The 24,267-nt window shown below is 66.5% G+C and carries 34 protein-coding genes; all 34 read left to right on the top strand.

The window, feature by feature from the left end:
• Positions 1–11 precede the first annotated feature (11 nt).
• The 34 genes from ACFOYY_RS40535 to ACFOYY_RS40370 all read left to right on the top strand — a co-directional run bounded on the left by ACFOYY_RS40535 (position 12) and on the right by ACFOYY_RS40370 (position 24,266).
• On the top strand, positions 12–281 hold the full coding sequence (locus ACFOYY_RS40535) for a hypothetical protein (RefSeq protein ID WP_386196743.1): 270 nt from the start codon (positions 12–14) through the stop codon (positions 279–281).
• 208 nt (positions 282–489) lie between these two features.
• Complete coding sequence (locus ACFOYY_RS40530) at positions 490–1,083, top strand: hypothetical protein (RefSeq protein ID WP_386196741.1); 594 nt, start codon at positions 490–492, stop codon at positions 1,081–1,083.
• A 333-nt stretch (positions 1,084–1,416) separates the two neighbouring features.
• Positions 1,417–2,184 carry a hypothetical protein gene (locus ACFOYY_RS40525; RefSeq protein WP_386196740.1) on the top strand — a complete coding sequence of 256 codons (768 nt, stop codon included), beginning with the start codon at positions 1,417–1,419 and terminating at the stop codon, positions 2,182–2,184.
• A 299-nt stretch (positions 2,185–2,483) separates the two neighbouring features.
• Positions 2,484–3,215, top strand: a complete 732-nt coding sequence (locus ACFOYY_RS40520) for a DUF7873 family protein (RefSeq protein ID WP_386196738.1) — start codon at positions 2,484–2,486, stop codon at positions 3,213–3,215.
• Between the two features lie 572 nt (positions 3,216–3,787).
• Positions 3,788–4,009 (top strand): helix-turn-helix domain-containing protein, encoded by a 222-nt coding sequence (locus tag ACFOYY_RS40515; RefSeq protein WP_386196736.1) that lies wholly within the window; start codon positions 3,788–3,790, stop codon positions 4,007–4,009.
• 281 nt (positions 4,010–4,290) lie between these two features.
• On the top strand, positions 4,291–4,740 hold the full coding sequence (locus ACFOYY_RS40510) for a hypothetical protein (protein ID WP_386196734.1): 450 nt from the start codon (positions 4,291–4,293) through the stop codon (positions 4,738–4,740).
• 27 nt (positions 4,741–4,767) lie between these two features.
• A complete protein-coding gene (locus ACFOYY_RS40505) occupies positions 4,768–5,091 on the top strand; it encodes a hypothetical protein (RefSeq protein WP_386196732.1) in 324 nt (107 codons plus the stop codon).
• A gap of 106 nt (positions 5,092–5,197) precedes the next feature.
• A complete protein-coding gene (locus ACFOYY_RS40500) occupies positions 5,198–6,115 on the top strand; it encodes a BRO family protein (RefSeq protein ID WP_386196730.1) in 918 nt (305 codons plus the stop codon).
• A gap of 135 nt (positions 6,116–6,250) precedes the next feature.
• A complete protein-coding gene (locus tag ACFOYY_RS40495) occupies positions 6,251–6,442 on the top strand; it encodes a hypothetical protein (protein ID WP_386196728.1) in 192 nt (63 codons plus the stop codon).
• Positions 6,443–6,548: 106 nt separating this feature from the next.
• Positions 6,549–6,728 (top strand): hypothetical protein, encoded by a 180-nt coding sequence (locus tag ACFOYY_RS40490; protein ID WP_386196727.1) that lies wholly within the window; start codon positions 6,549–6,551, stop codon positions 6,726–6,728.
• 174 nt (positions 6,729–6,902) lie between these two features.
• Complete coding sequence (locus tag ACFOYY_RS40485) at positions 6,903–7,166, top strand: hypothetical protein (RefSeq protein ID WP_386196726.1); 264 nt, start codon at positions 6,903–6,905, stop codon at positions 7,164–7,166.
• Between the two features lie 58 nt (positions 7,167–7,224).
• Positions 7,225–7,875, top strand: a complete 651-nt coding sequence (locus ACFOYY_RS40480; protein ID WP_386196724.1) for a hypothetical protein — start codon at positions 7,225–7,227, stop codon at positions 7,873–7,875.
• Between the two features lie 38 nt (positions 7,876–7,913).
• Positions 7,914–8,954 carry a hypothetical protein gene (locus ACFOYY_RS40475; RefSeq protein WP_386196723.1) on the top strand — a complete coding sequence of 347 codons (1,041 nt, stop codon included), beginning with the start codon at positions 7,914–7,916 and terminating at the stop codon, positions 8,952–8,954.
• Positions 8,955–8,972: 18 nt separating this feature from the next.
• Positions 8,973–9,281 carry a hypothetical protein gene (locus tag ACFOYY_RS40470; RefSeq protein WP_386196721.1) on the top strand — a complete coding sequence of 103 codons (309 nt, stop codon included), beginning with the start codon at positions 8,973–8,975 and terminating at the stop codon, positions 9,279–9,281.
• A 10-nt stretch (positions 9,282–9,291) separates the two neighbouring features.
• Positions 9,292–9,972 carry a hypothetical protein gene (locus ACFOYY_RS40465; protein ID WP_386196719.1) on the top strand — a complete coding sequence of 227 codons (681 nt, stop codon included), beginning with the start codon at positions 9,292–9,294 and terminating at the stop codon, positions 9,970–9,972.
• Positions 9,969–10,649, top strand: a complete 681-nt coding sequence (locus tag ACFOYY_RS40460; protein ID WP_386196717.1) for a hypothetical protein — start codon at positions 9,969–9,971, stop codon at positions 10,647–10,649. Before ACFOYY_RS40465 ends, ACFOYY_RS40460 begins: the two co-directional genes overlap by 4 nt.
• 11 nt (positions 10,650–10,660) lie before the next feature.
• Positions 10,661–11,569, top strand: coding sequence for an NAD-dependent epimerase/dehydratase family protein (locus ACFOYY_RS40455; protein ID WP_386196715.1), 909 nt, complete (start codon positions 10,661–10,663; stop codon positions 11,567–11,569).
• Positions 11,557–11,829: a hypothetical protein gene (locus ACFOYY_RS40450; RefSeq protein ID WP_386196713.1), complete on the top strand. Its 273-nt coding sequence runs from the start codon at positions 11,557–11,559 to the stop codon at positions 11,827–11,829. The genes ACFOYY_RS40455 and ACFOYY_RS40450 overlap by 13 nt, the downstream gene beginning before the upstream one ends.
• Positions 11,801–12,457: a hypothetical protein gene (locus ACFOYY_RS40445; protein ID WP_386196711.1), complete on the top strand. Its 657-nt coding sequence runs from the start codon at positions 11,801–11,803 to the stop codon at positions 12,455–12,457. Before ACFOYY_RS40450 ends, ACFOYY_RS40445 begins: the two co-directional genes overlap by 29 nt.
• Entirely contained in the window at positions 12,447–13,181 is a 735-nt protein-coding gene (locus ACFOYY_RS40440) for a hypothetical protein (RefSeq protein ID WP_386196709.1), read from the top strand. The genes ACFOYY_RS40445 and ACFOYY_RS40440 overlap by 11 nt, the downstream gene beginning before the upstream one ends.
• Positions 13,132–13,434, top strand: coding sequence for an HNH endonuclease (locus ACFOYY_RS40435; RefSeq protein ID WP_386196707.1), 303 nt, complete (start codon positions 13,132–13,134; stop codon positions 13,432–13,434). Before ACFOYY_RS40440 ends, ACFOYY_RS40435 begins: the two co-directional genes overlap by 50 nt.
• Before the next feature lie 95 nt (positions 13,435–13,529).
• Positions 13,530–13,850: a helix-turn-helix domain-containing protein gene (locus ACFOYY_RS40430; RefSeq protein ID WP_386196705.1), complete on the top strand. Its 321-nt coding sequence runs from the start codon at positions 13,530–13,532 to the stop codon at positions 13,848–13,850.
• Complete coding sequence (locus ACFOYY_RS40425; RefSeq protein ID WP_386196704.1) at positions 13,843–14,037, top strand: hypothetical protein; 195 nt, start codon at positions 13,843–13,845, stop codon at positions 14,035–14,037. The genes ACFOYY_RS40430 and ACFOYY_RS40425 overlap by 8 nt, the downstream gene beginning before the upstream one ends.
• Positions 14,030–14,251 (top strand): hypothetical protein, encoded by a 222-nt coding sequence (locus tag ACFOYY_RS40420; RefSeq protein ID WP_386196702.1) that lies wholly within the window; start codon positions 14,030–14,032, stop codon positions 14,249–14,251. The genes ACFOYY_RS40425 and ACFOYY_RS40420 overlap by 8 nt, the downstream gene beginning before the upstream one ends.
• Positions 14,244–14,612, top strand: a complete 369-nt coding sequence (locus ACFOYY_RS40415) for a hypothetical protein (RefSeq protein ID WP_386196700.1) — start codon at positions 14,244–14,246, stop codon at positions 14,610–14,612. Before ACFOYY_RS40420 ends, ACFOYY_RS40415 begins: the two co-directional genes overlap by 8 nt.
• Before the next feature lie 98 nt (positions 14,613–14,710).
• Entirely contained in the window at positions 14,711–15,427 is a 717-nt protein-coding gene (locus tag ACFOYY_RS40410; RefSeq protein ID WP_386196698.1) for a GIY-YIG nuclease family protein, read from the top strand.
• Between the two features lie 403 nt (positions 15,428–15,830).
• Complete coding sequence (locus tag ACFOYY_RS40405; protein WP_386196696.1) at positions 15,831–16,775, top strand: hypothetical protein; 945 nt, start codon at positions 15,831–15,833, stop codon at positions 16,773–16,775.
• A gap of 432 nt (positions 16,776–17,207) precedes the next feature.
• The gene (locus tag ACFOYY_RS40400) at positions 17,208–17,657 is read left to right on the top strand and encodes a phage terminase small subunit (protein ID WP_386196694.1); all 450 of its coding nucleotides are present in this window, start codon (positions 17,208–17,210) and stop codon (positions 17,655–17,657) included.
• 65 nt (positions 17,658–17,722) lie between these two features.
• On the top strand, positions 17,723–19,321 hold the full coding sequence (locus ACFOYY_RS40395; RefSeq protein WP_386196692.1) for a hypothetical protein: 1,599 nt from the start codon (positions 17,723–17,725) through the stop codon (positions 19,319–19,321).
• Positions 19,318–20,760, top strand: coding sequence for a phage portal protein (locus tag ACFOYY_RS40390; RefSeq protein ID WP_386196690.1), 1,443 nt, complete (start codon positions 19,318–19,320; stop codon positions 20,758–20,760). Before ACFOYY_RS40395 ends, ACFOYY_RS40390 begins: the two co-directional genes overlap by 4 nt.
• Positions 20,735–21,499 carry a VG15 protein gene (locus ACFOYY_RS40385; protein ID WP_386196688.1) on the top strand — a complete coding sequence of 255 codons (765 nt, stop codon included), beginning with the start codon at positions 20,735–20,737 and terminating at the stop codon, positions 21,497–21,499. The genes ACFOYY_RS40390 and ACFOYY_RS40385 overlap by 26 nt, the downstream gene beginning before the upstream one ends.
• Positions 21,500–21,578: 79 nt before the next feature.
• On the top strand, positions 21,579–22,172 hold the full coding sequence (locus tag ACFOYY_RS40380; protein WP_386196687.1) for a hypothetical protein: 594 nt from the start codon (positions 21,579–21,581) through the stop codon (positions 22,170–22,172).
• Between the two features lie 13 nt (positions 22,173–22,185).
• Entirely contained in the window at positions 22,186–23,142 is a 957-nt protein-coding gene (locus ACFOYY_RS40375; RefSeq protein WP_386196685.1) for a phage major capsid protein, read from the top strand.
• A 215-nt stretch (positions 23,143–23,357) separates the two neighbouring features.
• Positions 23,358–24,266 carry a glycosyltransferase family 4 protein gene (locus ACFOYY_RS40370; RefSeq protein ID WP_386196683.1) on the top strand — a complete coding sequence of 303 codons (909 nt, stop codon included), beginning with the start codon at positions 23,358–23,360 and terminating at the stop codon, positions 24,264–24,266.
• Position 24,267 lies beyond the last annotated feature (1 nt).

Genomic DNA, 24,267 nt, shown 5'->3' with positions numbered 1-24,267 from the left:
GGGTGGGTGCGGTGACTTGGCCACCAGCAGGAGAGAACTGGGAGGGCGGCTACCGCGACGGGCAGGGCCGCCGCTGGGTGCACGTCCCGAACGAAGGATGGCGGGAAGTGAACCCGGCGCCCTTCCTCAAGGCGGAAAACTCACCCCCTGCGCTCGAAGGTCGCATCATCCACGAGGACGACCTCTGGATGCACGACGACCAGGAGCCGGTCACCCTGACGACGGCCACAAGCTGGGACGGCAAGACGTTGACCGTCACCTGTGATCAGCCATGGAGGTGACCGGAAGCTCTGGACACTCCTGCGAACCGCCAGCGGACCCGATCGACGGCCCACTCACATGGACATGCGCCGCTTTCGGCCGAGCGTGGGAGCGCCGCGAGGAAGACGGGTTCGAGTTTTACAGCACCTGGTACCAGCCCGTGGAGGACCGGTAACGATCTGCTTGCGTGGCTCCACGCCGTCCTGGCCGCGCGGAACACTGTCCGCCATGACCCCCGAGACCTGGTCCGCGCTCATCGCTGGCCTCGCCCTGGCAGGGACCGGCGGAGCTTGGCGGACGGCATACCTCGCCAAGCAGGCCACCGTGGACCTCACCCGGATCGAGGCCCGCCGCTGGCACGCTGACATGACCCCCCAGTTCGAAATCACCTGCGTTCCCCTACCGATGGGGGACCAAGTTAGCGAGGACCGGGCAGAGCTCCGTATCCGCTTCGTCGGCCCTCCGGGACTCACCAAGCTCACAGTCACCCCGACGATCCGAGACGACTGGCCCGACCGCAAATCCATCTTGGAAGGCGGCCCCACTCAGGAAGAGGTCACTTCTCAAATCTGGGGGCCCTACCGGTTCATCCACGGAGTAGACGGCGGCTCCGAGGACAGCCGCACCGTCACCCCGATCACCCTGCTGCCCGGCGACGGCCGCCCGCTCTCCGTAGAACGGACGTCACCGCCCCGGTGGGCCGACTCCGCGGGGTGGCGTCAGCGGTACAACGGCACCCCAGTACGGCTCGCCCTGCACTGCGTCCACGAAGGCGACGAACCCTGGACCGTGTACAAGGAAGTCCCGACCGTCCACCAGTGACCGCGCAACCTGGGAGAATGGCTTCTCATGATTGCTTCTCCTCCCGCGTCCCGCGTGCACCCTGACGTGCCTGGGGTCGAACTCAACTATGGCCGGACCGGCACCTTCTACCTCATCGCCGGAGCCCCGCAACTCACCGCCGATCAACTCGTCGCGGTGGGCGAATGGCTAGTTCGGGTAGGGCGGGAAGAATCGGGCGCCTCGGGGCGCTAGGAAGCGAAACGGCCCTCCGCCCCAACGGAGAGCCGCCGCCCACACCACTGCTCCGGACCCTGCCTGATCGCGAAGCCTCACCTCACCGCAAGCGTACGACCTCGGGGAGGCTTCACCGCCATGCACGACATCGACTCCTGGTGCCAGGGCCCATGCATGAACGCCAACCGGCGCAAAGTCCGCACCTACCAGCAGGCCCTCGACACCCACAACGCCGAGTGGGAGCGGTGGCACGCCCCGCGCACCCTGCCCGAGCCGCCGGCCGAACCGCGGCTGGCCTACCCCACCTACGGGGAACCCGTCTACTGCTCCACCTGCGCCTACGGCATCAAAGCCCAGCTGTCCCAACTGGACGGGCTGGCGTGCGTCTACCTTCGCGAGTGCGACGGGATGCGTGGAGCGTCATCCGAACCGCGCGTGTCCGGCTCCGCGGAACCGCCCTCCCCGTCACCCGCTCTGGACGTCCTGGACGAACTCGACGACTGGTTGCGCTCCTGGCGGGCCGACTACCTCAAGGTCGACCACTTCGCCCGGCAGGGGCCCCTCGTGGACTCCCTCACCTACGGCTGCGCATGGCTGACCGCCCGCGCTGAACTCATCCTCACCCGCGCCGACGTGGCCAAGCCGTTCGGCGACGAGGCTACGGCCTGGCACAGCAGGCTGGCCGGCACCGCCCGGATCGAGCCCCGCCGCGTCCCCAAGGCGTTGCGCTGCCCCCAATGCCACCTCGCCACCCTCAGCCAGCTGGAAGGCGAGGACCGCGTCGAGTGCCGCAACACCGGCTGCGGAGAAACCCGGGGCGGCCCGATGGTCATGACGCTCGCCGAGTACGAGGGGTACGTCGCTGACTCGCTCGTCGCCGCGAAGGTCACCCGGAGGGCGTCATGAGCGAGTCCTGCCCCACCTGCCACGGCCGCGGCGCCATCCCCGACCTCAAGACGTGCGCGCTGCCGGATTGCGGACGCGAGTTCCGGTGGCAGGACGACGGCCGCGGCCGGAACCACCCGCGCGAGGACGCCGCTTACTGCTCGCGGTCCTGCCGGAAGGTCGCCGCTCAACGCGCTTACCGCCGCCGGATAGCCGCGTGATCGCATCGCTCGGAGGGATGCGATCACATTTCTCTCTATTGCCCGCCATGTCTTGAAATTGAGGTGTGACACGTCACGGCATGGCGCTAAGTTCATGCCGTGACGAAGCTCAACCAGATCCTCGCCGTCGAAAAGGGCGTCAAGTCTGACGTCCAGCGCAAGGTGACCGACGCGTATCACACGATTCAGAAGACGCCGCTCCTGTCTGGCATCTCTCGGTCTTACCAGCCGATCGACGACGAGGGTGAGCAGCTTCCGCCCGAGTCGACCAGGGTTCAGGTCCAGGCGGAGACCGTCCTCAAGGAAGTCGGCACTTCGCTGACCCGCCTGTTCGACGTGACCGCGACGAAGGACTGGGCGAACTGCGGCGCGAAGGCCGACGTCAAGGTCGACGGCGACGTCCTGCTCGCCGACGTGCCGGTGACCTACCTGCTCTTTCTTGAGAAGCAGCTCACCGACTTGCACACCTTCATCGCCAAGCTGCCGACGCTCGACCCGTCGGAGACGTGGGCGCTGGACGAGAACACCGACACCTGGCGCACCGAGCCGGTCAAGACCACCCGCACCAAGAAGGTCCCCCGCAATCACGTCCTCGCCGAGGCGACCGACAAGCACCCCGCCCAGGTGCAGGTCTACAACGAGGACGTCGTCGTCGGCTACTGGACGAAGGTCGCCTTCTCCGGCGCGCTCCCGCAGCGCCGTATCAACGAGCTGCTCACCCGCCTGCAGAAGCTCCAGGACGCGGTGAAGTACGCCCGCGAGGAGGCCAACGGCACTGACATCACCGACCAGCGGGTCGGCGACAAGGTGTTCGCCTACCTCCTCGGGTAGGCCCACGAACCCCCTCGCCAGAGCGCGAGGGTGCGCTAGGAGCGCAAGCTGAGGCTGAGGCTGAAGCTGACAAACGGTGACAGCGAAGGTTCGAAACCTTCCCCAGGCACTCCATGCCTGGGTAGCCCAAGTGGTAGAGGCAGCCGATCAAGTTCAGATTCTCGCTCCAGATTCAGCATTGCCGTCGAGCGCCAGATCAACCGAGGTGGACTGTGATCGTTGAGATGCCGGTTCGAGTCCGGCCCGATGCTCTACACCCGTGCATCGGTAGCTCAATGGCAGAGCGCAGCATCGTTACGACTGATCCACACTCTTAAACGCCGCTGGCGCCGCGATATGGCGGCTTCGACAGACCCCCGGGGACAAGGATAGGTGCCCGGGGGTCGCTCCTTTCTCGCGTCAGGGAACCGATTCACGTGCCGGAAGACGACCGCAACCGAGGTCTGGAACGCCGACCTGCACGCCGACTTGTCCGAAATGGCGTGACGCGTTACTCTCGGTTCTCGGAGACGTATGCCCCCTTCCAGGAAAAGATTCCAGGCGGGGGCTTTTTCGTGTGCTCGGAGGTGAATGTGGCCGAGTACGACCCCGAAGAGGTCTACGTCACCACGAAGGAAGCGGCAGAGCTGTGCGGGGTGAAGCCGGCCGCCGTACGCCAGTGGGTGAGACGCGGACACCTGGCCCCAGTCGACCGTGACGAGCGCGGGCAGATGTTGTTCACGCAGCTTGACGTGGCGAAGGCGGAGTACAAGACACGCAAGCATGCCCGCCGCTCCGAGAACGTTGCGGCGTAGGTCTTCGAACTTTCTGATCGCGCACCACCTGGCGGGGGTGCGCTGCTCCGCGAGGCGACTTCCCCGTGCGCTTCGTGTTGAGCCCTTGGCGGCTGGTTCGGGCGCGGCGGCCCGGCCAGCCGCCCCAAAGACGCACGCCGTCTCGGCGGCGTGCCCGCGTGACGCAGAGCAGTGGGGTCCCCCGACGACACCGCTCGCCACGCACGGTGCCGGTCCAACCTCCCTGGGGGGTGAGGGAGGACCGGCACCACACAACCCCCTGTAACCCCCTGGGAGACCAAATGCCCAAACCCGAGGGCCGCCGCCCCTACCGGCGGATCTCCGAGCCTGGAGAAGAGCGGGTTGTCGTCCACGCCGCCCCCGACGGCCGGACGACCCGCTACACCCTGCGGCAGATCGGCTGGCACGGCCAGACCGGAGCCTTCTACGAACTCGGCGAATCGCCAGCCCGGTACGAGCCGGGCTCGTTCTCGCCCATGTGGGTGATCGCTTTCGCTGATGCCCTCGACGACGAGGGGAGCCCCCAGCAGGTCGCCCGACAGCTGAACTTCGCCATGGGGCGGAAGCCCACCGCCCGGCAGGTCCTCATCAACTCCCTACGGCAGGACGACTTCTTCGCCCAGGACCCCGCCCACAGGGTTGGGTGGCTCGCCGACCGGCTCCTGCTCGCCCTCGACGAAGCCGGACTGGAAATCGTCGCCAAAGACGAACCGGGGGTGGGCGATGTGTGACGAGTGGGTCTTCGTCGAGGTGGATAGGTGAGCATCTCCGCCCGCGTCGCCGGGTGGTTGTACAGCCTGGCTGACCGCATAGACCCGCCAAGGCCGACGAACCTTCCCCCGCCCCTTTGGTACGCCTACACGGAAGCCCTCCGGTCTGTCGGCTGGCTCCCCTCGGAACGCGAAGAACATAACCGTGTGGTGGACGCCCTCCTCGCAGCCCGAGACGACGAATGGGCGGCATTGGAGAAACGGGTGCAGGGCTACCACGACGAGGCCGCCCACTGGTGTGACCAGGCGATTCAGTGGCAGGAGCGCGCCAAGAAAGCGGGGCACGAACTGGATGCTCAGGGGAAGGGTTAATACGGGCGAGGGATTGTCCGTATTTCCCTGGAATGGGCGGTCAAATTGCCCTCGGCGATGTCCGATTAATCCCGAATATCCGGTATTGGCCTGGTAAAATGCACACGTGTTCGACGCCATTTCGGGCGCGAATTTTCTGTGCCCCGACGGTCGCTTAGGACCGACCGCCAGGGCTGCCGATCCCAAGGAGATCGACTTGTCAGAACTTAGCTGGTTCGGCGCCGTGGGTGACACACCGGGTGCCGACAGCGGGGTCATCCATTACCCGCAGACGGGGCAGTCGCTCCGCTGGGTCAAGATCGACGGGGTTGTGTGGCTCCACTTCGCAGACCTATGCAAGGGGACCGGACACAGCAATCCGCGCTCGGCGATAAACCTGGTCGAGGAAGAAGACAAGCGAAAGATCGACATGCGGGAAGTTTCCGCAGGTCATCCCGCCGTCAACTTCCTTACGGCGGCAAACAAGGGCAACGCCGAAGCTTGGTTTGTCAACGAAGACGGCTTCGCTACCCTCGGCTTGGCTGGCCGCGGAGACGGCCCCAAGGTGTTCCGCCGATGGGTCGTGAAGGTCGTCATCCCTCGGTTCCGCCAGATGACGACCGAGCCGTCCCGCAAGGAACTGGCCCTCATGGTTGTCCGCTCAGAGGAAGAGCGCGAGCGCGCCATCGCTGAGCGGAACGCTGCCCGTCTTGCACTCGAAGCGGCGGCAGAGAAGGTCGAGGTCTACGACGAGTGGCTCGACCCAGATAACGCGGTTGAGACGACGGACTTCGCCAAACGTCTTGGTCTCCGCTCGGCCCAGGAACTGAACGGGCTGATGCAGCGGTGCGGGATCGTCCGCAAGGACACGAACCCGCGCACCCGCAAGTCCCGGAACCTTCCCACGGCCGACTGGGGGCACTGCTTCAAGGTGGTCCCGACCAAGATCCCCACGGGTGGCTTCGTGGATGTGGCCTGGATCCTGCCCGAGGGGCAGCTTGAGATCGTCGAAGAGCTTCGCAATCACGGGCTGATCGACGTGTAACCCACTCTTCGGCTTGGCTCCCTTGTCCACGGGGTCAGAGAGCTGGGCCGATCATCTCCGGGCGGGTGGCTGACAACCCGTACGCATGCGGTCTGAGACAGGTCACCCGCCCGGCTCCAACCCCCAGGAGGCCCCGTGCCCCTCTCGGATGAGACCAGAGCCGCGATTGTCGCGATCCCCGGGGAGAAGGGCTGGTGGAACTACGCCGCCCGCGACGACTACGTGGTGTTGGCCGCTGACCTCATTGGCTACGGCCTACAGCCCGAGCAGGCGGTCAGCGTACTGACAGTCGCCTTTCGGATTGTCGCTGAAGAAGTCGGGGAGTAGGCCACACGCCTCACCTGATCTGTCGGTACCGCCCCGTACCCTCAGCCTCGTGTCCCCGCCCGCCGCCTCGACCCGCCCTCCTCTAGTGAGGTACGGCTCCCGCCTGGTGTGGCTGAGTGCCTGGCGCCGCGGCGAAACCATGTGGCTGGCCCTCGTCTTCTGGGCCGAAGAGGGCGCCGAAAAGCCCTACGTCGTCGAGCGGTGGGTCACCAAGGACGACATTGCCAAAGTCAAGGGCGAGAACTACACCCGCGTCCCGCGCGTTATCTCCCCACCCGCTACCTGACTCGGGCGGGAGGCGCCGTGCACCTCCGCCACCGCTGGGTCACGGTCGAGACCATCGGCCGGGTGACCACCACCCGCTGCAGGATCTGCGGCAGAACTCGAACCCGAGTCGCCTGACCTTCAGGGCCGTTCACTTGGGCGGCACTTTCGCATGTCCTTCTACCTCTGGAGTCCCGTGCCTGACCCCACTGTGTACCTCGTCGCCGGTCCCGTCACTATGTCGGGCACCCTGAGCTCCCCACCGCAGAATCTCTTCACGGTGTGGTTGGACGACGAGGACATCGACCGGACCCGCGGCCCCAAGCTCACCGTGTGGACTGACCTGAGCGCGGAGTTCGAGGTGTGGGACCTCGACGAGGAAGGCGCCCGCCTCGAAACAACCCACCCCGAATCCCTGACCGTCACGACGCTGCCCCCGATCAGCGGAACCCCTGCCTGACGCCTGACCTCGCCCTCCTGGGCGTGACCTACTCTCACCTGCCCAGGAGGGCTGCATCATGGCCGTCACGGTCTACACCTACGGCAAGCTTCAGCAGTCCCTGCTGGAAGGCCGCATCAACTTCGCCACCGACACCATCAAGGTGATGCTGCTGTCGGCCTACACAGTCGGCACCACGCTGGACACCGCGCAGTTCCTCAGCGCAGTCCTGGCCGCCGGCACGGAGGCGTCCGGCTCCGGCTACACCGCAGGCGGCGCCACCCTGGCCTCCAAAACGGTCACGTACACCGCTGCGGGCAGCTGGTCGACGCAGCGCGCCAACAGCACGGCGTACACGGTCGGCGACGTCGTCCGCCCTGCCTCCACGAACGGGTACGTCTACCAGGCCGTCGTGGGCGGCACCTCCGGCGGCTCCGCCCCCACCTGGCCCACCGTGATCGGCACGACCGTCACAGACGGCGGCGTCACCTGGGTCTGCCAGGGCACCGGCGTGCTCGTAGTAGACGCCGCCGACCCGTCCTGGACCACGTCCTCCGGCGGCACCCTGGCTGCGTCGCACGCCGTGTTCTACAAGGACACCGGCACCACCAGCACGTCGCCGGTGATCGCGCTGTGGGACCTGGGCGGCACCGCCACTGCCACCAACGGCGGGGCCTTCACCATGACCCTCGACTCTGGCGAGGGCCTCCTCACGCTCTTCACCAACTGACCTCCTCGCCCAGCCCGGCACGCTGAGGGGAGACGCCCGTGACCCGCCGCAACCTGTGCATCAACCCGGCTCTCACCGTCGACGCCACAGGCTGGGGAGGCGGCTCAACCCCCACCAGGGTGTCCGTGACGGGCTTCCCTCGTGCGTGGGCTGCCGAATACACGACCAGCAGTTTCATGTCGACCGCCCCGACCGACACCGGAGCGGTCACAGTCGGCGCGACCTACACGGTGTCGATCTACGCCCGAAGCAACACCTTCAACGTCAATTCCGGCAACATCTACATCGAATGGGTCAACGGGTCGGGCACCGGCTTCGGCTACCCGGCCGCCGGGTGGACCGCCCCCTTCGCCACCGTGACCCGCATCAGCGTCACCGCCGCCGCCCCCGCAGGTGCCGTGGCGTGCCGAGTCATCGTTGATGGCATAAATTTTCCGATCTCGCCGGGTGACTTCACTGCCGCCTTGATCGAGGAGTCCGCTACCCTCGGCGACTACTTCGACGGCGACTCCCCATCCGCGACCTGGGACGGCACCCCAGGCGGCAGCTCCTCCACCCTGGTCGACGCCGCTGTCGTCACCGCCGTCGGCACCGCTGGAACCATCCGGGTACGCCCAGGCTCTGGCGCCATTTCCACCGTCCAAGCTGCCTCCCCGACGGGCTCGGCCGGGACGATCCGGGTCAGAGCATCCGCCGGCGTCGTCACCGCCGTCAGCAACGTCGAGGTGACCGGACGCGCCGCCACGATACGGCTACGCCCAGGTGCTGGCGCAGTCTACGCAGGCCAAGCCGTCGCCCTGCCGGGCGCCGCAGCGACCATCCGCGCACGCCCTTCACCAGGAACAGTCACCGCCGCTGCCGGCGTCATCGTGGCGGGCCCCGCAGCGAGCATCCGCCTCCGCGCCGCTCAGCCGACCATCACCACCGTTCAAGCGCAGACACTCGTCGGCCGCGCCGCCTCCATCCGCATCCGGGCCGGCCTCGGCCGAGTCTCAGCACGAACGCCGTCCGCTGACGACATCACGATTCGCCTTGGCCCGTCTCGCCGACGGTGGGCTGCCCGCTCCTCCCATCACTAACTGCGCTGGGAGGTGGCGGTGGCGATCGAGACGTGGCCCCGGGAAACAAGGGAGTACCTCGCCGTCGTCGTTGAAGGAGACGACAACCTGAGCACTCTTCCGGTCCAGATGGCTGTCCTCGCCTACGGAGTCCGCCCGGCCGAAGACGACTGGGAAACCGCGGAGTGGGATGTCGACGATGACGGCGCCACCGTAGCGAAGATCAAGATCGGCCCCGGGACCGCCTTTGACTTCAGCGCAGCACCCGGGCCAAAAGTGCCATGGGTGAAGATCACCGCTTCCGAGGAACTCCCCGTCCTCGATGGCGAACCCATCCGCATCTCCTGAGAGGGGCGCCGTGTCCGACCTGCTGGTCATCGTGCCGTCGAGAGGACGCCCAAGCAATATCGCCGCCCTGCACAACGCCTGGGAATCCACCGCAGCGGGCGTCGCGGACCTCCTGGTCGCCGCCGACGAGGACGACCCCACCCTGAAGGGCTACCAGCAGGTGTGCAAGGCCCGGCAGATCGAGCTCACCGTCGGGCCGCGGCTGCGTATGTGCCCCACCCTCAGCAAGATCGCTGTAGAGCGGGCGCCCCACCACTTCGCGCTCGGCTTCATGGGAGACGACCACCGGCCCCGCACCCGAGGGTGGGACCGCCGCTACGTCAACGAACTCCACGACCTCGGCACCGGAATCGTCTACGGGGACGATCTTCTCCAGCACGACCGGCTCCCCACCCAGGTCGCCATGACCTCCGACATCGTCCAGGCGCTCGGCTGGATGGCACCCGCCGGCCTGAAGCACCTGTGGGTCGACAACGTCTGGAAAGACCTCGGCCAGGCCATCGGCCGCCTCCGCTACCTGCCGGACGTCGTGGTTGAGCACATGCACTACCTCAACGGCAAGGCCGCCGAAGACGACCGCTACCAGGAAGTCAACAACTCCGCCGCAGCCGAAGCCGACCGGCTCGCGTACGCCGCCTGGCTGGAGCACGACATGCCGAGCGACGTCGCCAAGCTGAAAGCGCTGCTGTGAAGCTGATCTCCTACAGCCTGTTCGGCAATCAGGAGTTCTACACCCTCGGCGCCCTCGCCAACGCCCGCCTCTGCGCTGACCTGTACCCGGGCTGGACGTGCCGCTTCTACGTCGGAGACTCCATCCCGCAGGAAGCCTGCACCCAACTGGCAGCCCACCCCAACGTCGAACTCGTTCCCATGCCCAGCGTGCTGGAGAACTGGTTTTCCACGTTCTGGCGGTTCCACGCCCTCCGTGACGAAACCGCAGACGTTGTGATGTTCCGCGACGCCGACTCCCGCCCCTGCGAACGCGAGCAGGCCGCCGTCCACGAATGGCTCGCCTCCGACAAGCAGTTCCACGCCATGCGAGACCACCCCGAACACGGCATGCCGATCCTGGCCGGCATGTGGGGCGCCAAACAGGACGGGGCCCGCACCGCCGCGGCGCTACTGCCCGCCCGGCACGACGGAGCGGAACGCTGGCAAGCCGACCAGCTGTGGCTGGCCCACCAGGTCTACCCGGTCGCGAAACACTCCCTGATGGTCCACACCAGCCCCGAGAGCCCCCAGTTCGAACCCGACGGGTTCGACGACAAACGCGACTTCCCCACCCCTCGCCGCCCCGGCCGGTTCGTCGGCCAGGGCTTCTACGGAGACGACACCCTCCGCATCCCCGCTGACGCCCTACGCGTGTGAGGAGGCGCTCCATGCCTACTGCGCTCGTCACGGGCGCCGCCGGCTTCGTCGGCCGCCACTTCACCCGCGCTCTGCAACAGGCGGGCTACGACGTCACCGCCTTCGACATCAACCCCCGCAGCCTGCCCGGGGTGCGCCTGCTGGACGCGAGAGCCTTCTTCGCCGCCAACACCGAACGGTACGACCTCGTCGTGCACCTCGCCGCGGTCGTTGGAGGACGCGCCAAGATCGAAGGCGAACCTCTGTCGCTCGCCGTAGACCTGGAGATCGACGCTGGCCTGTTCCAGTGGGCGCTGCGCACCCGGCCGAAGCGCGTCGTCTACTACTCCTCCAGCGCCGCTTACCCCGTCACCCTGCAGGACGGCCACCCGCCGAACACCTTGGCCGAGCCCGACATCCGGTTCGACTACCCGCTGGGCGGCCCGGACCTCAGCTACGGCCTGGCCAAGCTCGTGGGGGAGCAACTCGCCGGGTACGCCGAAGCCGAGGGTATCCGGGTCCACGTGTTTCGCCCGTTCTCCGGGTACGGCGAAGACCAGGCGCTGGACTACCCGTTCCCGTCGTTCGCCGACCGGGCCCGACGCCGCGACGACCCGTTCACCATCTGGGGCGACGGCACCCAGGTCCGCGACTGGATCCACATCTCCGACGTGGTCGCCGCGACCCTCGCCGCCGTCGACCAGGATGTGCCGGGCCCGGTCAACCTGTGCACGGGCAGGCCAACCAGCTTCAACGACCTCGCCCACATGTTCGCCGACGCCGCCGGCTACAGCCCGGACCTGAAGCACATCCTGGACGCGCCAAAGGGCGTCGCTTACCGGGTCGGCGACCCAGGCAAGATGCTGACGTTCTACACGCCCAAGATCAGCCTCGAAGAGGGCATCGACCGCTCCCTGAAAGCCAACCCGTGGCCATCGTGAACGTCGCCGCGATCGACGCCCGGTTCCGGCTCTGCGGAGACGAAGACTGCGGAGTCGGCCTGCACTGCCGCGACTGCGAAACGGGCGGCCGCCCCGTGGCCTACTACGCCGGACTGTACGCGGTCTACGAAGACGACCCCACAGTGGAGAACGTCACCTCCCTCTTCGGCCTGCTGGCCGCCGCCGACGGCCACGAACGCACAGTGCATGGAGGCGAGCCGGTTGATCCCCATGATCGTCCTGACGAACGGTCGGGCTGACTGCATCATCCAGTCTCTGCCGTCAGCCACCGGCAGTGTTGTCGGCATCGGCTCAGTGACGATCGTCGACGACTCCGGCGACCCCGAATACCGGGCATGGCTGGCCGAGGAGTTCCCAGGCTGCACCATCGTCCCCGTCGCCGAGCAGGCGGCTGGCTACTGGCGGGCCATGCAAACCGTGTGGAGCCTCGCAGCTGGAGCCCCGCACGTGTTCTTCGTCGAGGACGACTTCACCTTCAACCGGCCCGTCGACCTCGCCGAACTCGCCGCAGCCCTGGACACTTACGACCACCTCACCCAGATCGCCCTGATCCGCCAGCCCTGGTTCCACAATGAGCACGCCCACGGCGGTCTGATCGAAGCCCTCGAAGCCCAAGGCCAGGTGTTCGAGGAGCGCACCGACGGCCACTTCTGGTGGATCGAACACCGAGCCTGCTTTACCGGCAACCCGAGTCTCATCCCGGCCCGTACCCTTGCCAAACCGTGGCCGGAAGGCGCCTGGTCAGAGAGCCGCTTCGGCCGCGGGCTGTTCCGGGACCGGGCCGTCCGCGGCGCCTACTGGGGCAGACGCGGCGACCCGCCCGCAGTGACCCACATCGGCCACGAAAGGGCAGGCTATGACTACTGACCCGACCGTCATGATCGTCATCCCCTGGCGCCCCACGGCCGACCGGCAGTACGCCTACGACCTCACCGTCGCCCACTACCAGGCGCTGCTGCCCGACGCGATGCTCCTCGCCGTCGACACCGACCACGAACCGTTCTGCCTGGCCGGGTGCCGCAACAAGGGCGTCCGCCTCGCCCAAGACGCCAGAGCCGACGTCGTCATCCTGGGGGACGCCGACACACTCCCCGAGCAGGAACCGCTCCTCGCCGCGATCCACGGCGCCACCACGAGCGGCTTGGTGCACCTGCCGTACACCTCCTACCGGTCTCTCCGCCGTGACGGCACCGCCCAGTACCGCCGCGGCGTCCCGTTGCAGGACTGCAACCACTTCGAGGTGCCAGGCGCCTGCTCAGGCGTCTACGTCACCACCCCCGCCACCTGGTGGGCGCACGGAGGCCAGGACGAACTATTCCTCGGCTGGGGAGGCGAAGACGCCGCATGGAGCGCCGCCCACCTGACACTTCTCGGCGCCGAACCCGTCCGGCACAACGGCCGGGTGTACGCGCTACACCACGCCTCCGCCGTCAAGGAAGGCGAGCAGTACTCGGCGAACTTCGCCCGCATCTACCGCTACCACCAAGCCCAAGGCGACCCCGACGCAACATGGGCGCTGCTCCGCGAAGGCGAGGCGGCCAATGCCGAACAGCCAGTGGCAGGGACACAACAGGCAAGCGTCACTCCCTAAAGGCTGGGCTGCGATCCGCCTCCACGTGCTGGAACGCGACCGCCACACCTGCTACCTGTGCGGCGGCCACGCCACCCACGTCGATCACGTCCAGAACGCAGCTTCAGGCGGGTCAGACGACTACGCGAACCTCGCCGCGATCTGTGTAGACGACCACCGCAGCAAGTCCAGCGCCGAAGGCGGACGAGCCAAAGCCGCCAAGCAAGGCCGTCGCCTCCGTCCTGCAGAGAAGCACCCCGGGCTACGGGACTGACCACCAGCACCCTCCAGGTCGCTCCTGGAGGTCAGAGAGCCCTGGCGCGTCCTCGTGCGCCAGGGCTCTCGTTATACACGAGGAGAGGCCGCAGCATGGCTGTGCGATTGGAACACGTCATAGCCCGCAACATGGCGGAGCTGAGGGAACAGCAAGGATGGACACAGGCCGACCTTGCATACCAGATGTGCGTGCAAGGCGCGCGCTGGACATCGAACAGGGTCGCACAACTGGAGACGCTTCGACGCCCTGTGTCTCTCATGGAGATTTTCTTGCTCACGGCGGTGTTCGGTGTGCCAGTAGTCCGCCTTCTCAATGGCGATGACTTCGTGGAGATGCCATCTGGCAAGGAGATCCCTCTCGGCCGATTTCGTGAAGGCTTCCAGCCCTCACGCGGAGAGGGTGACCATGCCTGACCTCACCACCGCCCATCGTCTCGCCGCCTACCGTGAGGAACTCATCGGCGCCGGTTTCTCACCTGAGGAGACGCGGGCGCTCGTGATCGAGGCTGCTCGCCATCAGTGCGAACTGTGGCTTCACCCTGACTTCGTGGCCCGAGCCGTGCCAGTGGTGCCGTACGGAAGCGAAGCCGCCCATGCCTGAACTCCCCAAGCTGATCCGGGTGGAGCGCATAGGTGGCTCGTTCTTCAAGCTGGAGATCAACGGTGAGGACTTCCCGCACGCCCTTATCGCTGACGCACCGATCACCGCGACGATGGTTCAGGACAGTCTGGCGTCTCTGAACCTCACGCTCATGGCGGAACGAGTCGAGTTCATCGACGACCCCTTCGGGAAAGGGGTGCCCATCAGTGACTGATCGCATCATCACCTCTGAGCAGTGGACCGACGCCTGGAACGAAGCCGCCGCCGAACGTCGACTCCAGATGGCTGAAGCGGCGATCCGCAACGCCGGGCGCGCTGACCGCTGCTTCCTCCTCAACCACGATGGACAAGCCGAGGAGATCGCCCACCTCCGCGCCGACAACGCCCGGATGAAGACACTCCTTACCCGAGTCCTCGATATCCCCCGCAGACCCGCAGTCTCCGAGCAAGAGGGCGAACTCGGGCGCGCCTACACGCGCGGCTGGGAGTCCGTCATCCAGGCCGTCGACACAGCGCTGCTCTCGGGGGAGACGCCCTCTAAACCTGAGGACCCCACTCTCTCAGATCGCTCCTAGAGCGACACCGAAACCCAATAGACGCCTGCGGCTGATCCCCGCAGGAAGAAGGCTCCGAGTCTCCCGGCTCGGAGCCTTCGCATTTCCGGGAGAGAAACATGAAGTGGAAGTGCCGAAACTGCCTTGGCGCGAGGGCGTTCATCGACTTCTCGCAGGACGATCCTCAATTCGCTTGCCTTGACTGCGACTGGGGCAAAGCCCTCGACGAGGACAGATGCACAGAGCCTTGCCAAGAATGGGGCCGCCATGGCGCAGGCACCCGTTGCAGCGGTGCGGCGGTAGTCGGTGGACGTTGCTGGCGCCACATCAAGGCTGATGTTCTACACCGAGAGATCTACCGGTACTTCCGCAACTACGCCAGCGACGATGGCCTTCCGCGCCTCCACCACGTCATTTTTGCAGAGGCCCTGAAGAACGCCGCCGTTGTCATAGCTGACGAAAGACACGGGGCACACCTCCGCAACACTGCCGTAGAACGGCGAGTCAATCCTGAGCGCGGACCCTCGCTGGTGTACTTCGTAGGCCGTGAGGGATTGATCAAGATCGGCACGACGACCAACCTTGAGAAGCGCCTCAAAGCGCTGAGCAAGGGAAGCGCCATGCCTTCCGGCATGTCTGTTGGGCCTGTCGAACTGCTAGCGACGGAGCCGGGGGATCACCGGACCGAAGGCGTCCTGCACAGCCGCTTCGCCAGCACACGTGTCGGCAGAACAGAGTGGTTCCGCCCATCTAAAGCGCTTCAGAGCTACATCGACGACCTGAAGCGATACCAGCAGAACGAAGACCACTTCATGCGCAGGATCGGGGTGGCATGAAGCTCTTTCGCCACGTCCGCCACGAACTGTGGTGGGCGGCTGAACAGTGGTCGGGCCGCCTCTGGCACCAGGTCTGCGCGGACGGCATCTCCTGCTGGCTGGACTGGCTACCCGCCTTCTGCGCACGCCGCCGCTACGCAGCCCAACGCGCACTGAACCCCAGCCTCTACTCCTGGCCCAAGCGATGACCACCCCAGCCCTGATCGCCCTCCGAGCAGGCGACAAGGTCCTCGTCACCTTCACCCAGGAACTGTCGGACGAGGAAGCCCAACATGTCACGACGACTCTCCGCCGCTCTTTCCCCGGCGTCACTTTCACAGTTCTGGCCGGCGTCTCCACGATCTGCGTACAGGCGTAACCCCTCACCGACACCAACCCCAATCAAGACACAAGGGAGGTGAGCGTGGGACGCCACAGCACCACCTGGACCGAATCCGCCCACCCGCGCGACCCCGACGGAAAATTCGCCCACGGAGGCGGCATAACAGGCCGCACAGCAACCGCCCGCGGCATGCCCGACATCCTCGCCGGATCCGACATCCACACCCGCAAAGACGGCGACGTTGCCCTCGACTTCCACGTCAACGGCGACCTCAGCATCACCACCTCCAAAGGGTCAGTACGCATCCCCGAAGAGAGCGTCCCGGATCTGAAACAGATCATCAGGGACATCGACAGCGAAAGCTTCACCCCTGGCCACGAAGCATGGCTCAAACGCGTCGAGCGCAAACCTGACGGCACCGCACGCACCATCCCTGTTGGGATGATCCACAAAGACGACTGGGACGCCTACTCGCTACACCTGACTCCCAGCAGCAACGCGTCCTACGACGACGTACGCAACACCCCTGCGGTCAAGCTCAGAGAAAAAGACATCAACAAGATCGACGATGCACTACGTCGCAGAGACGCAGCCAGCCGGGTAGACACCGGCTACGGCGACCTCGACGTCTTCATGACCGACGACAACAAGTTCGGCCTACGCCACCTCGGAGACGACGGCCGCCCCGTCGAAGTCGTCTTCGACAAGAAGTCCTTCGCGAAGCTTGATGGGGCCACCAACGTTGTAGCTGAGGGCTTCGACGACCTAGACGAGAACGGCCCGGACGAGGGCGTCACACATGTAGACGTTGATACCAACGTCGGCAAGGTGCGCGTCGAACAACTGGGTGAGTGGCGAGGAGACGGCCCAGAAGATCGATTCAAGATCACCCCCCTAGACGGCGACGACTGGGGCATCTATGTCGAAGGAACCCACCAGAAAGCCTTCGACGCAGCCTGGGAAAAAGCAGTCAACGCAGCAGAGATGGCAGGCTTCTTCAACCGCTTCTCCTACTTGCGACCTTGATCACTACGAGGAGAGGTGACTACATGCCCTCCACCAGAGGCAACGCTGAAACCCTCAGACGCTACTGGAGCACAGGCGCAGGAGGCCGCTCCATCAGATGGGGCACCAAGAACGACTACACCCGATGCGCCACCAAGCTCAGCAAATACCTGGGCCCCAGAGCCAAGGGCTACTGCGCACGCCTCCACCGAGCCAACACCGGCATGTGGCCAGGAGACCGACGCAACCGGTAACCCGCAAACAGCTAACCCCAACCCTCACACAACGTCACCAACACACGCCCCGAACCACCCAGAGTGGGGGGACACCCCCACCACCGCCAGAACCGAAATCGGCAGGTATACGAGCCGGGGTTCTGTACAGGTCTGGGACTTCCCGCAGCAGCTCATGACCCTGCTGTAGCTACTCATCGTCATTGGAGGTGATCCCTCCATGGCCGGAGTAGGCCCTGCGCCGAAGGACCCCTCGCGGAGGGCACGACGCAACAAGGATCCGCAGCCCCAGACGGTCCTGCGGTTCGAGAAGGCCGAGGCGCCTGACCTGCCTGGGGACATCGACTGGCACCCGCGCACCCGCGAGTGGTGGGAGGTATGGAAGCGTTCACCGCAGGCTGAGGTGATGTCCGAGACGGACTGGTCTTTCCTGCTCGACACAGCACTCATGCATCACGCGATGTGGTCGAAGGGCCAGTGGACTCTGGCGGCTGAGGTTCGCCTGCGGGTATCCAAGCTGGGCGCTACTCCTGAGGACCGCGCCAGGCTCCGTATGGTGTTCGCCGACGCGGACGAAAAGGACGCTAAGCGGCCTGAACAGCCGAAGTCGCAGAGCCGGTACGCGAACCTCAGGGTTCTGCCGTCGCGGCAGGTCGGCGAGGGTTCGTAATGCCGTGGCGGGGGCCGAACTACCCCGGCGAGCTTCCCACTCTCGGCTACATCGTTCTGGACTGGATGACGACTCACCTGGTCGTCCCTGACGGGCCGAGCGCCGGGGAACCGCTGGAGCTCACTGATGAGCAGGCCCAGTTCATCCTGAACTTCTACGTCGTCAACCTGGACTTCGTCGGCCCGGCGGTCAAAGGGCGGCACCTGGACAACGCGCGCCGTGTGCGGCGTGCCGTCTTGTGCCGCCCGAAGGGCTGGGGTAAGTCGCCGTTGCTGGCCGCATTGTGTCTCACAGAGGCGCTCGCGCCGGTGGTACTGGACGGCTGGGACGCCTACGGCGAGCCGGTGGCGCGCGAGTGGACGTCCATGGGGTTCAAGGCGAAGGCGCAGATCGTCGCCGTGAGCGAGGACCAGACGGCGAATACGTGGGATCCGCTGCTGGAGATGGCGCGCAACGGGCCCGTCTACGACGCCTACGACATCGAACCGATGGAGTCCTTCATCAATGTCCCGCGAGGTCGTATCGAGTACACGACCTCGGCGGCCACTTCGCGGGAGGGTTTCAGGCCGATCTTCGCCGTGATGGACCAGACAGAGTCGTGGCTCCCGTCGAACGGGGGACGCAAGCTCGCCAGCACGATCCGTCGAAACCTGACCAAGGTCAACGCCGCATCGGTGGAGAGCCCCAACGCGTTCATCCCCGGCGAAGACTCGGTGGCGGAAAAGTCGTGGGATGCCTGGCAGAACCAGCAGGCAGGCAAGCTTAAGGGCAGCGACGGCATCCTGTACGACCACCGGGAAGCTTCGGCTGACACCGACCCGGAGGACCGGGATTCGCTGATGGCTGGCCTGGCGGTCGCCTACGGCGACTCGGCGGACGTGAACGGCGGGTGGGTCAACCTCGACCGGGTCCTTGAGGACTACTGGGATCCGGACACGGACCCCACAGACGCCAGAAGGTTCTTCCTCAACCAGATCACGCACGCCACCGACTCCTGGCTGTCGCAACCGGAGTGGGCTGCCTGCACAGACGCGACGAAGGTTGTCGCTGATGGCGAGCGGATCACGCTCGGGTTTGACGGCAGCCGGCACCGGGAGCGGGGAGTCACCGATGCGACGGCGCTGATCGGGTGCCGTGTCAGCGACGGGCACCTGTTCGAGGTCGCGGTGTGGGAGCAGCCTGACGGTCCGGCAGGCCGGGACTGGTGGGTGCCGATCGCTGAGGTCGAGGCTGCGGTGCGTAGCGCATTCTCGAAGTATCGGGTGGTGGGGTTCTACGCCGACCCTGCAGCTGACTGGCGGTCGTACGTGGCTGGCTGGGAGGCCGCGTACGGGCGTCGGCTCCGGATCCGCGCTACCCAGCATCACCCGATTGAGTGGTGGATGAACCGCACCAACCTGGTCGTGCGGGCGCTGGAGCAGTTGCATGCTGCGATCGTCAACGGCGAACTCACCCATGACGGTTCTTTCGCGCTGACCAGGCACATGTTGAACGCTCGCCGGCGCAGTTCCCGTTCCGGCCTGCAGATCGCGAAGGAACACCCGACCAGCCGCAGGAAGATCGACGCTGCGATCGCCGCCACTCTCGCGTGGCAGGCCCGAGTCGATGCCATTTCCAAGGGGCTGGGACGTAGAGGACAAGGGCGGGCGGTGGTACTGCGATGACCGCGACGATCCCCGACCTGCCGCTGCTGGCCCTGTCGGACGACGAGCAGAACCTGCTGATGGCGTTGCGAGCCGAACTCCTCGCGGACCGGTTCCGGCTGGAGCTGAGGGACTGCTACTACAACGGCGAGCAGCGGGTCCGCGACCTGGGTATTTCGATCCCGCCTCAACTCCGGGGCCTGCACACGGTCATTGGATGGCCGCAGATCGGTGTGGATGCCCTGGAGCAGCGCCTCGACATCGAAACATGGCGCTACAAGGACGCCCCGGGCGAAAGCAACGAGCTGGCCGACATCTGGGAGCCGAACGAGCTCGTCGCGGAGTCCCAGCTCGCCCACCTGGATTCCCTGATTTACGGCCGGTCGTATGTGGCGGTCGGGTCAGGGGATTGCGGGTCGGATGACTGTCCGCCGCTGATCTCGGTGGAGTCGCCGCTCGACATGACGGTCTTCTACGACGCGCGTGCTCGCGCGGTGACGGCGGCGCTGCGGCTGTACAGGCTGGACGGCGAAGATGCCGCGGTGCTGTACCTGCCGAACACGTCGATTCATGTGGTGCAGTCCTCCACTGGGTGGGAGGTCATCGATCGGGATGACCATGAGCTTGGTGTGGTGCCGGTGGTGCGGATAGCTAACCGGCAGAGGACCGCGGACCGGGTGGGGCGCAGCGAGATCACTTCTGCGGTCATGAGCATCACGGACGCGGCGTGCCGGACTCTGATGGGGATGGAGGTCGCCAGAGAGTTCTACGGCGCCCCCCAGCGCTACATCTTGGGTGCGAGCGAGTCGGCGTTCCAGGACGCTGAAGGTAACCCCTTGAGTGCCTGGGAGACTTACCTGGGCCGTGTGCTCGCGCTTGAGCGGGACGAGGACGGTGAGGTCCCGCAGGTTGGCCAGTTCGCCGCCTACGACCCGTCGGTGTCGACCCGCATCGTCGACCTGTACGCCCGCATCATGGCGACCCAGCTGGGGCTGCCGCCCCACTATCTGGGTTACACCACCGACAACCCGGCCTCAGCGGACGCGATCCGCTCCACGGAGGCGCAACTGGTCAAGCGGGCCGAGCGTAAGCAGAGCCTGTTCAACACGCCGTGGGCGCAGGTGCTCCGCCTCGCCCTGCTGATCAAAACAGGCGACCTGCCCGACCGGGCGCGCCGTATCGAGACGGTGTGGCGTAACCCTGCGACCCCGACGATGGCGTCTCAGACGGATGCCGCGGTGAAGTTGGTGCAGCAGCAGATCTTGCCTGCGGATTCCGATGTCACGTTGGAGATGGTCGGCCTGACCGAGGGGCAGCGGCAGCGGGTCCATGCTGACCGGCGCCGCTCAACAGGGAGGCAGGCGCTGGCGGAGGTCGGCAACGCCATGGCCGCCAACCGTCGGGAGAACGCTCGCCCGGGGGTGACGGTCGCCGATGACGCAGCAGGAACGGGCGGCTGAGTACCAGGACGCGCAACGCGCCTTGTCTGCTCAGCTGGTTGAGGAGATGGATCCGCTGTGGAGTCTGGTCCGTCTGGGTGCGTTCGCCACTACCGTCCCGGCGTGGATCGACGCGGTCATTGACTTGCTGCGGCGGTTCGCCGGCATGTCTGGGGCGCTTGCGGCGGACCATTACGCAGACGAACGTGACGCCGCTGGCGTGCGAGGGATTTTCCAGCCTGCCCTGGCGGAGATTCCGGACGGTAAGGCGGAAGCTTCCCTGAGGTGGGCCATCCAGGACCTGTGGATCCCGGAGGCGGACGATCCGCCGCCGATTGAGGATCGCCTGGTCGCAGCACGAGAGAAGGCCGCCGGGGTCGCACAGAAGATCGTGGCGGACGTGGGCCGCGACACGATCGTCCAGGCGGCGGGCGAGGACCCCGAGGTTTTGGGGTGGGGGAGAACCACGGGCCCTGACGCCTGCCACTTTTGTGCGCTCATGGCATCCCGAGGGCCGGTCTACCACTCCGAAGAGACCGCCGGCGGAACTGCGGATGCCCAGTTCGAAGGATCCGGCAAGTACAAGTTTCACGACCACTGCGACTGCACGGTCTACCCCATCTTCCAAGGCCAGCGGTGGGAACCGCCTGCCTACGTCGATGAGTGGGATCGGCTCTACACCGTCTCCACCGGCGCTGAACGAGGGACCCGAGCCAAGCTCCGCGCTTGGCGGCGCGCGTTCGAGGGCCGCGAGGACTGACCACTGACTCCCGCCTTTGGCGGGTGATTCCCCCTGGCCGTAGCCGCGATGGCACGCGCCACCACTTTGAGAGGCCGCGATGGCTGACGACACCACGACCGAGCAGATCGACTCCACCTCTGATGTGGAGCCGACTGTAGAGGCCCCCGCGACGGAGACCTCTGAAAGCAGCGCTTCTCTCGGCGAGGCTGGCAAGCGCGCCCTGGAACGGGAGCGGAAGGCCCGCTATGAGGCCAGCAGAGCGCTTCGTGAGGCGCAAAACCAGCTCAAGAAGTTTCAGGACCGAGACAAGAGCGACCTCGAAAGGGCTACGGCTCGCGCCGAGGGTGCGGAAAGCCGCATTCAGGGCCTGGTCACCAAGGCCGTCCGTGCGGAGGTTCGCGCTCTGGCGAGCTCCCAGTTCGCCGATCCGGCGGACGCGGTCGCGTTCCTCGACCTGTCGTCCTACGCGGACGAAGACGGCGAGATCGACGCCGAACGTATCCAGGCAGACCTCGCTGAGCTGCTGGAACGCAAGCCGCACCTGGCGAAGAAGGCGCCTCAGCCGGAGCCGGAGGCCCGGCGCCCGGCTCCTGATCGGACGCAGGCGTCCAGCGCCAATGCCCAACGATCTTCCACTCCTGCGGACGAGTTCGCGGGATTCATCCAGTCGCGGCTCGCCAAGGGCCGCTGAAAGGTAGTGCCTGATGGTGGCGACCGCCCCGATCAAGCTTTCCGATGTCAATGACGCGCTACTGCCGCGTACGATCACCGCGCCGATCTTCGAGAAGAGCGTGGAGCAGTCCGCCATCATGTCGCTCGCTCGCCGAGCCCCGCTGGCGATCGACGCCACCACCTCGATCCCGGTCCCGCTGGACGTGCCGACCGCGGACTGGGTCGGGCAGGGCTCCCGTAAGCCCCTGTCGAGCGGCGGGATCGACGTCAAGCAGATGTCCGCGAAGAAGCTCGCCGTCCTCATCCCGGTCGCGGAAGAGGTCGTCATGACCAACGCGGCGGGCCTGTGGACGCAGCTGCAGGACGACCTGCCGACTGCTTTCGCCCGCGCCTTCGACCGGGCGGCGATCCACGGCAAGACCATGAAGGGCGCCGCGGGTCCGTTCCCGGACCACCTGATCGAGACCAGCAAGTGGGTCCAGCTGGGCACCGCCGCTGACGCCGAGGGCGGCATCTACGCCGACCTGGTGAACGGCATGGCCGAGGTTGTCGACGACGACTGGGATTTCACCGGCTTCGCCGCCGACCCCCGTCTGCGGCCGAAGCTGCTGCTTCAGACCGACGCCAACGGTCGCCCCATCTTCGTGGACACCACCACGCCCGGGACGGACGCGGCCGTGGCCGGCACGCTGATCGGAGAGAAGCTCGCCTATTCGCGCAGCGTGTCCGGCAAGCACCGCCGCCAGTCCGCGTCGACCGACACCGGCCTGCGGGCGATCGGCGGCGACTGGTCGCAGGCCGCCTACGGCGTCGGCATGGACATCACCGTGCGCATCTCCAAGGAAGCGACCTACGTCGACGAGGACGGCGGAGTGCACTCCGCGTTCCAGGAGAACCTGGTGCTGCTCCTGGCGGAGGCGTACTACGGGTTCGTCCTGGGCGACCCTGAGGCGTTCGTGAAGTACACCGCCGGATCCGACATCTCCTGATGCCGCCCCGTCGACGAGCGACCGAGGCCGCCCCGTCGCGGCGAACACGCACCTCGAAAGCTGAGGCCACAGCAGAGGGCGGCGCCCCACCGGCGTTGCCCTCTTCTGCTGCCCAGGCCCTTACCGGCCGGGCCGCGAAGCCGAAGCGCGTTGTGGTCCGGATCCACTCGGCGCCGCCGGACCACAACGCCGGCGGCGAGTGGGCACTGCTATCCATGCTGCGTCCTCTGGTGGTCCGTGGCCATGAGGTGACGGTGTGGCTGTCGCGGTACGGCAAGGCCCGCGACCCGTACAGCATCGACGGCATCGGCGTGGTTCCACTGGCGTCCCGTCTGGACTTCGGGGCGGCGATCCGGCACGCCGACGTCGTCATCAGTCAGTACGAGAACGTGCCCGCCGCCGCGGCGCTGGCCCGCGGCTACGGCATCCCGTTCGTAGGGGTGGCGCACAATCCGGCGCCGATCATCTTCAAGAACCTCGCTGCCGCGTCGTGCGCGCTGGTCGTCTACAACAGCTTGCACCTGCAGGCTGAGGCTGACGCCCAGTTCGCCGAGCACCCTCAGTGGGTGCGGCCGGCGGCGTCGATCGTGGTGCGGCCTCCGGTGTTCACCGAGGACTATGCCACCGTGCCGGGTGACCGGATCACTCTGGTCAACTGCAACCCTGCCAAGGGCGCCCGGGTGTTCTGGGAGCTCGCCCGGCGTCTGCCAGGCCACCATTTCTTGGCTGTTGAAGGCGCGTACGGGCAGCAGATCAAGGGTGACCTTCCCAACGTCGAGTGGATCAGCCAGGTGCCTGGCGGCCGGATGCGGGATGAGGTGTACGCCCGTACCCGCGTGCTGCTGATGCCGTCCGCGGTGGAGTCATGGGGTCGTGTCGCGGTGGAGGCGCTCGCCTCCGGCATCCCCGTCATCGCCAACCCCACCCCGGGCTTGGCGGAAGCCCTCGCCGATGGCGGGATCTTCTGCGAGGCCAGCGACGTGGACGCGTGGGAAGCGACCATCCGGACCCTGGACAACCCCGCCGAGTGGCAGGCGGCGTCTGGGCGCGCCCGGCAACGCTCCAAGGAACTTGACCCGACTGAGGATCTGGCCCGCTGGGTGGAAGCGATCGAGGCGCTGTAGG

The sequence above is a fragment of the Streptosporangium jomthongense genome (assembly GCF_042650425.1).
Classification (GTDB): Bacteria; Actinomycetota; Actinomycetes; order Streptosporangiales; family Streptosporangiaceae; genus Streptosporangium.
Note: the sequence above shows the minus strand (reverse complement) of the source record. Positions and strands in the feature narration are given on the sequence as shown.

What these genes read in the sequence shown, in the direction of transcription:
- ACFOYY_RS40530 (WP_386196741.1), top strand. Translation starts at nt 490, where the DNA reads ATGACCCCCGAGACCTGGTCCGCGCTCATCGCTGGCCTCGCCCTGGCA.
- ACFOYY_RS40525 (WP_386196740.1), top strand. Translation starts at nt 1,417, where the DNA reads ATGCACGACATCGACTCCTGGTGCCAGGGCCCATGCATGAACGCCAAC.
- ACFOYY_RS40510 (WP_386196734.1), top strand. Translation starts at nt 4,291, where the DNA reads ATGCCCAAACCCGAGGGCCGCCGCCCCTACCGGCGGATCTCCGAGCCT.
- ACFOYY_RS40480 (WP_386196724.1), top strand. Translation starts at nt 7,225, where the DNA reads ATGGCCGTCACGGTCTACACCTACGGCAAGCTTCAGCAGTCCCTGCTG.
- ACFOYY_RS40455 (WP_386196715.1), top strand. Translation starts at nt 10,661, where the DNA reads ATGCCTACTGCGCTCGTCACGGGCGCCGCCGGCTTCGTCGGCCGCCAC.
- ACFOYY_RS40445 (WP_386196711.1), top strand. Translation starts at nt 11,801, where the DNA reads ATGATCGTCCTGACGAACGGTCGGGCTGACTGCATCATCCAGTCTCTG.
- ACFOYY_RS40440 (WP_386196709.1), top strand. Translation starts at nt 12,447, where the DNA reads ATGACTACTGACCCGACCGTCATGATCGTCATCCCCTGGCGCCCCACG.
- ACFOYY_RS40435 (WP_386196707.1), top strand. Translation starts at nt 13,132, where the DNA reads ATGCCGAACAGCCAGTGGCAGGGACACAACAGGCAAGCGTCACTCCCT.
- ACFOYY_RS40430 (WP_386196705.1), top strand. Translation starts at nt 13,530, where the DNA reads ATGGCTGTGCGATTGGAACACGTCATAGCCCGCAACATGGCGGAGCTG.
- ACFOYY_RS40425 (WP_386196704.1), top strand. Translation starts at nt 13,843, where the DNA reads ATGCCTGACCTCACCACCGCCCATCGTCTCGCCGCCTACCGTGAGGAA.
- ACFOYY_RS40420 (WP_386196702.1), top strand. Translation starts at nt 14,030, where the DNA reads ATGCCTGAACTCCCCAAGCTGATCCGGGTGGAGCGCATAGGTGGCTCG.
- ACFOYY_RS40410 (WP_386196698.1), top strand. Translation starts at nt 14,711, where the DNA reads ATGAAGTGGAAGTGCCGAAACTGCCTTGGCGCGAGGGCGTTCATCGAC.
- ACFOYY_RS40400 (WP_386196694.1), top strand. Translation starts at nt 17,208, where the DNA reads ATGGCCGGAGTAGGCCCTGCGCCGAAGGACCCCTCGCGGAGGGCACGA.
- ACFOYY_RS40395 (WP_386196692.1), top strand. Translation starts at nt 17,723, where the DNA reads ATGACGACTCACCTGGTCGTCCCTGACGGGCCGAGCGCCGGGGAACCG.
- ACFOYY_RS40390 (WP_386196690.1), top strand. Translation starts at nt 19,318, where the DNA reads ATGACCGCGACGATCCCCGACCTGCCGCTGCTGGCCCTGTCGGACGAC.
- ACFOYY_RS40385 (WP_386196688.1), top strand. Translation starts at nt 20,735, where the DNA reads ATGACGCAGCAGGAACGGGCGGCTGAGTACCAGGACGCGCAACGCGCC.
- ACFOYY_RS40380 (WP_386196687.1), top strand. Translation starts at nt 21,579, where the DNA reads ATGGCTGACGACACCACGACCGAGCAGATCGACTCCACCTCTGATGTG.
- ACFOYY_RS40375 (WP_386196685.1), top strand. Translation starts at nt 22,186, where the DNA reads ATGGTGGCGACCGCCCCGATCAAGCTTTCCGATGTCAATGACGCGCTA.
- ACFOYY_RS40370 (WP_386196683.1), top strand. Translation starts at nt 23,358, where the DNA reads ATGCTGCGTCCTCTGGTGGTCCGTGGCCATGAGGTGACGGTGTGGCTG.